Here is a 10,368-nt window from a genome sequence, read left to right as displayed (position 1 = left end):
ACCCCTGCCCCTCCCCCATCAAGGGGGAGGGAACGTGCTTCATCGACCTCGCGCCGTGCAGCTGCGAGTTGGTGGAAAGGGATGCGGAGCACCGGACAGCGTCCGGAGTGTGAGACAAGAAATACCGTTTCGACGAAGCCAGACGCTCCGCGCGATCGTTTTCCGGAAGCGTGACGTCCCGACGCTGTTCGCGCCTGTTCGCCCTTGAAGCCTCCGACGGGCGGGCCAGGCCGCGAAGCCTGGTCCCGGATGTTCGGATTTCCCCGAACCTGTCGCCTCCTCGGCCCATCATCCCACGTCGTTTCTGTGTTCCAGGGCCGACCGCCGCCAGAGGGATGAGGTTGCGGAGCTTCCCCCGCACCGACGAGCACGCCCGCTCGATCGCCCCTCGTCGCCGCAACGGTCGCTGGCCATGCGCCCTTTCCTCGCGACGAGGTGGGAGAACTGTACGGCAGGTTTTGAGGGGGAGGATGGAAGGCGGTGAACGCTCGTGCGTCATCCAAAACCCTCTCTCCTAGAGAGAGGCAGGGGCCCATGCGCAGCATGGGAGGGTGAGAGGTCACACCCTCTCCGAATAAGCCTGAAAACACAGCGAGATGTGCAAACCGGCCACCGGCTTCGCCTAACCTCTCACCCTCCCACGCCTGCGGCGCGGGCCCCTCCCTCTCTCAAAGAGAGAGGGGGTCAATTCCCATTCCTCGCCGGGGATTGCCGCCAAACCGTCACCAATGATGTGCCCCGCAGCCGGATAATCCTGGACCTGCCCGCGCCCTACCTTCCTCCTGCCGCGGTGTCTCCGCGGCAGGAGACCCTCGGCATGAACATCCTCTATTCCACCCAGGCCACCGCCGTCGGCGGACGCGGCGGTTGGGTCGGCAGCGTCGATGGGGCGCTGAAGGTCAGCCTGTCGACGCCCAAGGCTCTGGGCGGGCGCGGCGGCGCGGGCAGCAATCCCGAGCAGTTGTTCGCGGCGGCCTACGCGGCCTGCTTCCTGGAAGCCCTGCGCACCGCCGCCGCCGAGCTGGACATGAGCGTCGCCCAGGACGCCAACGTCACCGCCACGGTCGCTGTCGGCCGTCCGCAGGACGATCCGAAGCTGGCCCTGCGCATCGGTCTCTCCATCGACCTAGCCGGCATGGCTTCGGAAGACGCCAACACCCTGGTCGCCCACGCCGATGCGCTGTGCCCCTACTCCCGCGCCCTCCGCGAGGTCACCCAGGTGCGAATCCAGGTGACGTAAGGCCCGCATCGCGCTTCGATCCCCCAAGTCGTTTTGGCGACTCGCTCGGGGAACCACCACATGCCGCATCTGCCGGACTTCGAGGCCTGGGCGATCTTCGCCAAGGTGGCCGAGCGCGGCTCGTTCTCCGCCGCCGCCGAGGAGCTGGGCCTGGCCAAGACCACCGTCTCCAAGGCCGTGACCCGGCTGGAGGAGCGGATGCGCACCACCCTGCTCCACCGCACCACCCGCCAACTGTCCCTGACCGAGAGCGGTCGCGCCTCGCTGGAGCGCGCCGCCCGCATCCTCAATGACGGCGAGACCATCGAGGCCGAGATCCTGGAGGAGGCCGCCGTACCGCGCGGCCTGATCCGCCTGGCCTGCACCGGCGCGTTCGGGGTGCGGACCCTGGCCCCGCTGGTCCCCGAGTTCCTCAAGCGCTATCCCGAGATCGAACTCGACCTGCACATCACCGACAACAAGATCGACCTGATCGCCGACGGCTTCGACGGCGTGATCAAGGTCGGGCAGCTGGCCGACTCCTCGATGCGGGCCAGTCGGTTGTTCGCCCACCGCCTGCCGGTGGTCGGCGCCCCGGCCCTGTTCGAGAAGTACGGCTATCCCGAGCAGCCCGAAGACGTCCTGAAGATGCCGATCATGGTCTACACCCATGTGCGCGAGGCCCAGGAGTGGCGCTTCTTCCACCCGGTGCACGGCGAGCGCCTGGTGATGGTCCAGGGGACGTTCCGCATGAACAACGGCCTGGCGGCGGTGCCCATGCTGCTGGAGGGCCTGGCCCTGACCCTGCAGCCCGAGGTCTATATCTGGAACGAGCTGCAGTCGGGCCAGCTGGTGGAGGTCCTCAAGGACTGGACCCTGGTCCCCGTCCCCGTGCACCTGGTCACCCCGCCGGGCCGCGCCCGGCCGGCGCGGATGCGGGTGCTGCTGGAATTCCTGCGCGAGAACTTCTCCCGCCAGCCCTGGGCGCACGGGATCGAGCATTGATCACGAGCGACGCTCCGGCCTCGACCGAACAGCTTCCCTAAACCTTGTCATCCCGGAAAGCGCGAAGCGCTTGTCCGGGACCCAGGGGCGGCCGGCACAGCATTCACGCACCCCCTGGGTCCCGGACAGCCTCTGCGAGGCTTCCGGGATGACAAGGGAAGAGAAGCCCCCATCGCCCAATAGCTCCCCCTCCGCGCATTAGTGCAGTTTTGGAAACACTGAAGAACCAAAACACCGGATTATCGACCGAACGCCGTGCGCCTACTCCTTTGCTCAAGGAAACACACACCCCGGAGCAAGACGATGGACGCCAGCAAGATCCAGGTCCGCAGCGAAACCCAGGACCGCGAAGCCGCTTTCGACATCGCCCGTGGCGGTCTCGCCCCCTGGCAGGTGCGGATGGTCGAGGCCCATATCGACGGCAATCTGGACCGCAACATCTCGGTCGAGGAACTGGCCGGCCTGGCGCGTCTGTCGGTCAGCCACTTCGGCCGCGCCTTCAAGCAGAGCTTCGGCGTCGCTCCCCACGCCTACATCACCGCCGAGCGCATGGCCCTTGCCCGCGACCTGATGCTGACCACCAGCGAGCCGCTCTCGCAGATCGCCCTGACCGTCGGCCTGGCCGACCAGAGCCACCTGTCGCGCCTCTTCCGCCAGCATGTCGGCCAGAGCCCGCTGGCCTGGCGCCGGGCTCGCTGGACCCCGACTCAGGCGGGAATCGCCCTTCAGTGAGGCCTTCAGTGAATCAGGCGAAAGTCAGCTTTGCGGACGGTCGTTAACGCTTTTTCGCCCAGCTTGACCGTTCCGCAGGCGGCGAATTCGTAAAAATCCCCGGCCCACGGGCGTTTTGTCCCCGTGAATCGGCTTTTTAACCTTCCCTAACGGGTGACAAACGCGATCGGGCTCGTCAGGCTTACATTTCCCTGATTCACAGGAATGAGCTTAGAGATGACGAACGTTTCCGATCTGGTCGACGCCGCTGTCGCCGCTGACGACAAGCTGACCAAGACCCAAGCCAAGGCCATCATCGACGGCGTCTTCAAGTCGATCTCCGACGCCGCCGTGAAGGGCGAAGAAGTCTCGATCCCGGGCTTCGGCAAGTTCAAGGTCCAGGCCAAGCCGGCCCGCACCGGCCGCAACCCGGCCACGGGCGCGACCATCGAAATCGCCGCCAGCAAGAAGGTCGCCTTCACGCCGGCCAAGCAACTGAAGGACGCCGTCAACGGCTAAGCCTTTCGGCGAGAGGCGGACGCTCAAGTGTCCGCTTCTCGACGTTGCTATTCACGCGCGACATTGTGCTCCATGCCTCTGTCGCGCGTGAAGACTATTCAGAACAAAAAGAGAACGATAACTTAGGCCGCATGGCCGTTCTCGATCTCAGACGCAAGCTCGCTATTCTCTCCGACGCCGCCAAGTACGACGCGTCCTGCGCCTCCTCCGGCGCCGAGAAACGAAACTCCGTCGGCGGCCAGGGTATCGGCTCGACCGAGGGCATGGGCATCTGCCACGCCTATGCGCCCGACGGGCGGTGCATCAGCCTGCTGAAGATCCTGCTGACCAACTTCTGCATCTACGACTGCGCCTACTGCATCAACCGCGTGTCCTCGAACACGCCCCGGGCGCGGTTCACGGTGAAGGAGGTCGTCGACCTCACCCTGAACTTCTACAAGCGCAACTATATCGAGGGCCTGTTCCTGTCCTCGGGCGTCATCCGCACGGGCGACTACACGATGGAGGAGATGGTCCGGGTGGCGAAGTCGCTGCGGCTGGACCACGACTTCCGAGGCTACATCCACCTGAAGCTGATCCCCGAGGCCTCGCCGGAGCTGGCGGCCGAGGCCGGGCTCTATGCCGACCGGGTGTCGATCAATATCGAGCTGCCGCGCGACGACGATTTGGCGGCCCTCGCCCCCGAGAAGAGCCCCACCGACATCAAGCGCGCCATGGGCCGCATGCGCCTGGCGATCGACGACCACGCCGAACCGGCCAAGAAGGCCGGCAAGCGGTCCTTCGCCCGCAGCCAGTCGACCCAGCTGATCGTCGGGGCGGATGCGGCCAAGGACGGCGACATCCTGGCCCGCAGCGCCAACCTCTACGGCGCGTATCGCCTGGGCCGAGTCTACTACTCCGCCTTCAGCCCGATCCCGGACGCCAGCCATCGCCTGCCCCTGGCGCGGCCGCCGTTGCTGCGCGAGCACCGCCTGTACCAGGCCGACTGGCTGATGCGGTTCTACGGCTTCGAGCGGCCCGAGATCGTCGCCGAGGGCGAGGACCTGGACCTCACCGTCGATCCCAAGACCAGCTGGGCGCTGCGCAACCGGGCGAAGTTCCCGATCGATATCCAGACCGCCGACAAGGAAACGCTGCTGCGTGTGCCGGGCATCGGCGCCAAGGCCGTGGAGCGCATCCTGGCGGCCCGCAAGGTGACGCGCCTGACCCTCGATGATCTCAAGCGCGTCGGGGCCGTCCTGAAGCGCGCCAGGGCCTTCGTGGTCACCGCCGACTGGACGCCGGGCGCCCTGACCGATCGCGAGAGCCTGAAGGCGGCGCTCGTCCCGCCCCAGCAACTGAGCCTGTTCTGATGCGCGTGGTGCGGCTGGCGTCCGAGATCGACTTCGCCGGCTGGCGCGCGGCCGCGCGGGCGCTGCGGGCCGAAGGCGTGGAGCCGCAGGCGGTGGTGTGGACCGTGGAGCGGGAGCTGTTCGACTTCGACGCCCCTGCCCCGCCTGTCACCGGAGGCAGTTTCACCGTCCCCGCCGCCTTCGTCGAGCTGGCCGAGCAGGTGATCCAGAACCGCGCGGCGGATCGCTTCGCCCTGCTCTACCGCATCCTCTGGCGGCTGGAGCGCGAACCGCGGCTGATCGACAATCCGGCCGATCCCGACATGGCCCGGGCCCGCGACATGGCCAAGGCCGTCAGCCGCTCGGCCCACAAGATGAAGGCCTTCGTGCGCTTTCGGCTGATCGAGGGCGCGGCGATGGAGACCTACGCCGCCTGGTTCGAGCCGGCTCACCGCGTCACCGAGGCCACCGCCGGCTTCTTCGTCCGCCGCTTCACCAATATGGACTGGACCATCCTGACGCCCGACGCCTGCGTGGCTTGGGACCGCGAGCGGCTGATGGTGTCCGAAGGCGCCGATCCCGCCGACGCGCCGTCCGAGGACGCCCAGGAAGAGCTCTGGCGCACCTACTACGCCTCGATCTTCAACCCTGCCCGCCTGAACCCGAAACAGATGCGCCAGGAGATGCCCAAGCGCTACTGGCGGAACCTGCCCGAGGCGGCGCTCATTCCGGAGCTGATCGAAACCGCGCAGGAGCGCGCCACGGCCATGGTCGCCGCCCATCCCAGCAAGCCGCCCGAACGCAAGCTGAAGGCCGCCCTGCGCCACGCCCGCGACGCTTCGTATGACGGCTCGCTGCCGACCTCGCTGGACGACATCGCCGCCGGGGTCGAGCTGTGCCGCCGCTGCGACCTCTGGCGTGACGCCACCCAGGGCGTGCCGGGCGAAGGGGCGGCCAAGGCGCGGCTGATGTTCGTCGGCGAACAGCCCGGCGACCAGGAGGACCTTGCGGGCCGGCCCTTCGTCGGCCCCGCCGGCCAGGTGTTCGACAGGGCCCTGGCCGAGGCCGGCGTGGCGCGCGACCGGACCTATGTCACCAACGCCGTGAAGCACTTCAAGCACGAGCCGCGCGGCAAGCGGCGCATCCACAAGACCCCCGATCGAGGCGAGGTCACCGCCTGCCGCTGGTGGCTGGACGCCGAGCGGCGGCTGGTGAAGCCAAGGGTGATCGTCATGCTGGGCGCGACGGCGGCGCTGGGCGTGATCGGCAAGCCGACGCCGATCGGCGCCAATCGCGGCAAGGCGCTGCCACTATCGGACCAGGCCCAGGGCGTGGTGACCTATCACCCGTCGTTCCTGCTGCGCCTGCCGGACGAGGAGGCGCGGGCGCGGGCTTATGGGGAGTTCGTGGAGGATCTGCGGCTGGCAGGGGAGCTGGCGGGGCTCTGCTCCCCCTTTGGGGGAGCTGGCGGCGAAGCCGACTGAGGGGGCAGCTCGGCATAGGCCGCGCTGCCCCCTCCGGCCCTCTGGGCCACCTCCCCCAAAGGGGGAGGAGAAAAGTCAGCGGCTAATGAGCGGCCTTGCCGCCGTACTCCGCCATAAGCTCTTCCTTGCGGGCTTTCATACGCTCACCCATGGCCTCCAGGTCCTCGTCGCCCTTCTTGGCTTGCGAGAACAGGCCGCCGGGTTGTTCCTCTTCCTTGACGTGGTGAGTGATGTACTCGCCCAGCACCTTGACCTTGGCGTCGTAATATTGGTCGCCGGGCTTCATCGCCTCGATCTCGGCGATCAGCTTCTTGGCCCCGTCGTGCTCGACATAGGCCTCGTCCAGCAGGTCGTCATCGACCTCGCCGCGCTCCTCCGGATAGAGGATCTCTTCCTCGATCTGGGTGTGGACCTTCAGGGCCAGGGCGATCTTGTTGAACAGGGCCAGCTTCTCGGCGTCGCTCTCCAGCTGCTCGTACTCGTCGAACATGGCGGCCACCTCGCGGTGGTCCTTCTTGAGCAGGCTGATGGCCAGCGGATCGCGGCGGGCGGTGCGACGCGTGCGGCGCGGCTTGGCGGACTTGGTCGTGGTCTTGGTAGCGGCGGCCATGGAAATTCTCCCTCGGATGTCCCCCGACCGCCAACAAACCCGCACGCCTCAACGCGTGTTCCTCTTGCGATAAACTCTTAATTGAAAAGCATTTTCAGTGTCGGAAGACCGACAGTCGACCGACTTAGCTCGCCCGCTTGACGCCCGAGAACACCGCGTCCAGCTCGGTGGCTAGCAACTCGATGCGGTAGGGCTTGATCAGCACCCGCCGGCCCTCGTTCGTCGCGGCGGCGGCGGCGGCGCTGTAGCCGGTGGTCAGGATGACCGGCAGGTCGGGCCGCAGCCGCTGGATGTCGCGCGCCAGGTCCAGCCCGCCGACATCGCCCGGCATGACCATGTCGCTGAACACCAGGTCGAAGGCGATGTCCTGGCGCAGGGTCTCCAGCGCCGCCAGGGCGTCGCCGGCCCGGACCACGTCATAGCCCAGCTCGCGCAGCATCTCCTCGACCAGCTGGGCGACGCTGTCGTCGTCCTCGACCATCAGGATGCGGCGCTCGGTGTCTCCCGGCCCCGGCAAGGCGATCGACACGGCCTCCTGCGCCAGGGCCTTGGTCGAGCGCGGGATCCGCATCCAGATCGTCGTGCCCTCGCCCAGCACGCTCTCGATCCCCGCCTCGCCGCCCGACGAGCGCGCGAAGCCATAGACCTGGGACAGGCCCAGCCCTGTGCCCTTGCCGACCGCCTTGGTGGTGAAGAACGGCTCGAACAGTCGGCTCAGCACTTCGGGCGCGACGCCGACGCCGGTGTCGCGGATCGACAGGCGCACCATGTCGCCCACGCCGTCCGGCTTGCCCGAAGGCTCGTTGCGGCCCTCGATGGTGATGGTGCCGCCGTCGGGCATGGCGTCGCGGGCGTTGATGGCGATGTTCAGCACCGCCACTTCCAGCTGCGAGGCGTCGACCTCGACGCGCCACAGGTCGGGGGCCAGCTTCATCTCGACCGCCACGTCCTCGCGCAGCGAGCGGTCCAGCAGGGTGTGCATGCCGACTAGGCGCTTTTCGATATCGACCACTTCCGGCTTCAGCGGCGCGCGGCGCGAGAAGGCCAGCAGCTGCTGGGTCAGGCTGGCGCCGCGGTCGATGGCCTGGCGGATGCCCGTGCGCAGGCGCTCGCGGCGTGTGGGGTCGGTGGTGCGCTCCAGGAGGTCCAGACCGCTGGAGGCGACCATCAGCAGGTTGTTGAAGTCATGCGCTACCCCGCCGGTCAGCTGGCCCATGGCCTCCATCTTCTGCGACTGACGCAGGGCGTCCTCGGCCTTCTCGCGCTCGCGGGTCTCGCGACTCAGGCGGCGATAGGCCTCGGCCTCGCGAGCATTGGCGGCGCCCAGCACGGCGACCAGCAGGGCCGCCATGCCGATCAGCAAGGCAAAGCCCGCATAGCGCATGGCCCGGCGGGCGGGCGATTCCAGCACCGTGCGCAGATAGACCGAGCCCAACACCGTCTCGCCCTCGGTGACCCGCGCGGTCAGGACCAGGCGCGAGCCGTCATTGCGGGGCGAGGCCAGGACGTTGCGGGTCGGCGGCGGCGGCGCGCCGGCGCGGACGTAAGCGGCGGCCAGATGGCCCTGCATGTCGTAGGCGGCCACGGCCTCGACATCGGGATTGGAGCTCTGGGCCCCGACATATTCCCGCGCCGCCGAGCGGTCGTCAAAGGCCAGGGGCGCGGCCATGCTGCTGGCCAGGATGCGCAGCTGCACCTCGGCCTGGCGGAAGCGCTCCTGCTGGCCCAGGCGCTCGTTATAGGCGGCCATGGCGAAGGCGGCGGCGACGATGGCGACCGCGAGCCCAATGGCCATCGAGACGGTCAGGGCGGGACGCCAGGCCAGGCTGCCGAACCGGGGCCTCATCGCCCGCCCTCCTTGGGCTGGGCCGACAGGGACAGCAGCTTGGAGCTGACGGACAGGCCGGCGGCCTGGGCGGCGTCGGCGCGGATCTCGAATCGCACCCGGCCCTCGACGGTGACGAACTGGACCATGGCCCCGGGCGCCTCCAGCGCCTCGTCGGCGACGGTCAGCACCGGCTGTCCCGCGACCACGGCCAGCATCTGCTGCGGCGTCTGGGCGCTCGAGGCGGCGAGGAACAGCATGTGGCAGTCGGCGGCGCCCTTGGCGACGGACGGCACGCGGACGACGACGACCCGGTGATCGCCGACCTTGGCGCCATGCGCTGCGTGGTCGACGACGACGCCGAACGGATCACGCCCCGCGATACACAGCCGGAACGGGCTGGCGGGCGCCTCGAAGGCCGCGTCCGGCCAGTCGACGAAGGCGGTGAGCTTGTAGAGATAGCCAGCCTTGATCGGCGCGGCGGGGTCGGGCTCGGCGGCCTGGGCGACGCCGACCATGGCCCATAGCGCACAGACCGCCGCGACCATACGCAACGGCGAAGCACGCCATCCGGGGGTCAGCCCCAGGGCGCTCGGCGGGAAGCCCAAGACCATACGCCAGTCCCCTCGACCGTTTGAACGCGAAGCACGACCGTTTCGATCCCATCCCCATGACATTTTGGAGGCAGGTCGTCGAAGCTATGCCAGGACATATCGGCGCGGGGCTCCAGACAAGCAAAAAGCCCAGGGCGAACCCTGGGCTTTTCTGTCTCTTGCGATGGTACCGCCTCTCAGGCTTGAACTGAGGACCTCTGGTTCCACAAACCAGCGCTCTAACCAACTGAGCTAAGGCGGCGCATCGCGAGGGAGTGTCTTTAGTCGGACAGGCTCCCCGGATCAAGCGCCGAAACACGCTCTTTTCACAAGAAAACGCACGCGTTCCCGTTTGCCCTTTTCCGGGGAAACCCTCCGGCCAAGGAAAACGCGCTCGTTCGCATTCCGGCGTTTTCCAAAGAAACCGCGCTCGCTCTCTTTGGTCGTTTTCCAAAGAAAACGCGCTTGCCCTCTTTGGTCGTTTTCCAAAGAAAACGCGCTCGCTTTCTTTGGTCGTTTTCCAAAGAAAACGCCCCGGAGCCGAAACTCCGGGGCGCTTCTGTATTGTCGCTTGTGTCCAGGCCCTATTGCGGGACTTGGAACACCAGCGGGACCGTCACCTGGCCACCATCGACGGGCGCGCCGTCGAGGGTCTTGGGCTTCATCCGGAACAGGCGCGACAGGCGGAGCGCGGCTTCGCCGAACCCCATGTCCGCGGGCGACTCGGAGACAACCGAGCAACCTTCCAGAGTACCCTTGGCCGACACGGTGCACGAGAGCGTCGCGCGACCGCTGACTTCCATCCGTTGAGCACGGTCCGGGTAGTACCGGGCCATGTCGTCCGCGCCGGGCTTACGGGCCCAGTCCGGACGGGTGATGACCGACGCGCGGGCCGGCGGAGCCGTCGGCACCGGCGGGACCGCCGAGATCACCGGCGGAGCCGTGGTCTCGACCCGCTTTTCAACGGGCGGGATCGGCAGCGGCGGCGGCGGCGTCACGTCCGGCGGCGGAGCCACCGGGGGACGCGGCTGGACCACGGCCGGAGGCGGCGGCGGTTCATTGGTCGGCGGC

General features: G+C 67.8%; 10 protein-coding genes and 1 tRNA gene. 6 read left to right on the top strand and 5 right to left on the bottom strand.

The genetic code is table 11. The features are described from left to right. Positions 1-817: 817 nt before the first annotated feature. The 6 genes from AC07YH_RS26235 to AC07YH_RS26210 all read left to right on the top strand — a co-directional run bounded on the left by AC07YH_RS26235 (position 818) and on the right by AC07YH_RS26210 (position 6,269). Positions 818-1,240: an Ohr family peroxiredoxin gene (locus tag AC07YH_RS26235; RefSeq protein ID WP_494749830.1), complete on the top strand. Its 423-nt coding sequence runs from the start codon at positions 818-820 to the stop codon at positions 1,238-1,240. A 60-nt stretch (positions 1,241-1,300) separates the two neighbouring features. Continuing rightward, on the top strand, positions 1,301-2,224 hold the full coding sequence (locus AC07YH_RS26230; protein WP_494749829.1) for a LysR family transcriptional regulator: 924 nt from the start codon (positions 1,301-1,303) through the stop codon (positions 2,222-2,224). A gap of 303 nt (positions 2,225-2,527) precedes the next feature. Continuing rightward, positions 2,528-2,956, top strand: coding sequence for an AraC family transcriptional regulator (locus tag AC07YH_RS26225; protein WP_494749828.1), 429 nt, complete (start codon positions 2,528-2,530; stop codon positions 2,954-2,956). A 216-nt stretch (positions 2,957-3,172) separates the two neighbouring features. Further along, a complete protein-coding gene (locus tag AC07YH_RS26220; protein WP_066682603.1) occupies positions 3,173-3,454 on the top strand; it encodes an HU family DNA-binding protein in 282 nt (93 codons plus the stop codon). A 131-nt stretch (positions 3,455-3,585) separates the two neighbouring features. Then, entirely contained in the window at positions 3,586-4,806 is a 1,221-nt protein-coding gene (locus AC07YH_RS26215; RefSeq protein WP_494749827.1) for a putative DNA modification/repair radical SAM protein, read from the top strand. Next, on the top strand, positions 4,806-6,269 hold the full coding sequence (locus AC07YH_RS26210) for a UdgX family uracil-DNA binding protein (protein ID WP_494749826.1): 1,464 nt from the start codon (positions 4,806-4,808) through the stop codon (positions 6,267-6,269). Before AC07YH_RS26215 ends, AC07YH_RS26210 begins: the two co-directional genes overlap by 1 nt. A gap of 82 nt (positions 6,270-6,351) precedes the next feature. Here the strand turns inward: AC07YH_RS26210 and AC07YH_RS26205 are convergent, their stop codons facing one another. From AC07YH_RS26205 to AC07YH_RS26185, 5 genes are all read right to left on the bottom strand, one after another. Next, positions 6,352-6,879, bottom strand: coding sequence for a hemerythrin domain-containing protein (locus tag AC07YH_RS26205; RefSeq protein WP_494749825.1), 528 nt, complete (start codon positions 6,877-6,879; stop codon positions 6,352-6,354). Positions 6,880-7,003: 124 nt separating this feature from the next. Continuing rightward, positions 7,004-8,725, bottom strand: a complete 1,722-nt coding sequence (locus AC07YH_RS26200) for an ATP-binding protein (RefSeq protein WP_494749824.1) — start codon at positions 8,723-8,725, stop codon at positions 7,004-7,006. Further along, positions 8,722-9,318 carry a TOL_0243 family YfiR-like periplasmic protein gene (locus AC07YH_RS26195; RefSeq protein ID WP_494749823.1) on the bottom strand — a complete coding sequence of 199 codons (597 nt, stop codon included), beginning with the start codon at positions 9,316-9,318 and terminating at the stop codon, positions 8,722-8,724. The genes AC07YH_RS26200 and AC07YH_RS26195 overlap by 4 nt, the downstream gene beginning before the upstream one ends. A 164-nt stretch (positions 9,319-9,482) precedes the next feature. Further along, positions 9,483-9,559 (bottom strand) — tRNA-His (locus AC07YH_RS26190). A gap of 322 nt (positions 9,560-9,881) precedes the next feature. Beyond that, the coding region (locus tag AC07YH_RS26185; protein ID WP_494749822.1) for an energy transducer TonB at positions 9,882-10,368 on the bottom strand (487 nt) is incomplete at its 5' end.

The organism is Caulobacter sp. GW456-12-1-14-TSB4 (assembly GCF_059424195.1).
Note: the sequence above shows the minus strand (reverse complement) of the source record. Positions and strands in the feature narration are given on the sequence as shown.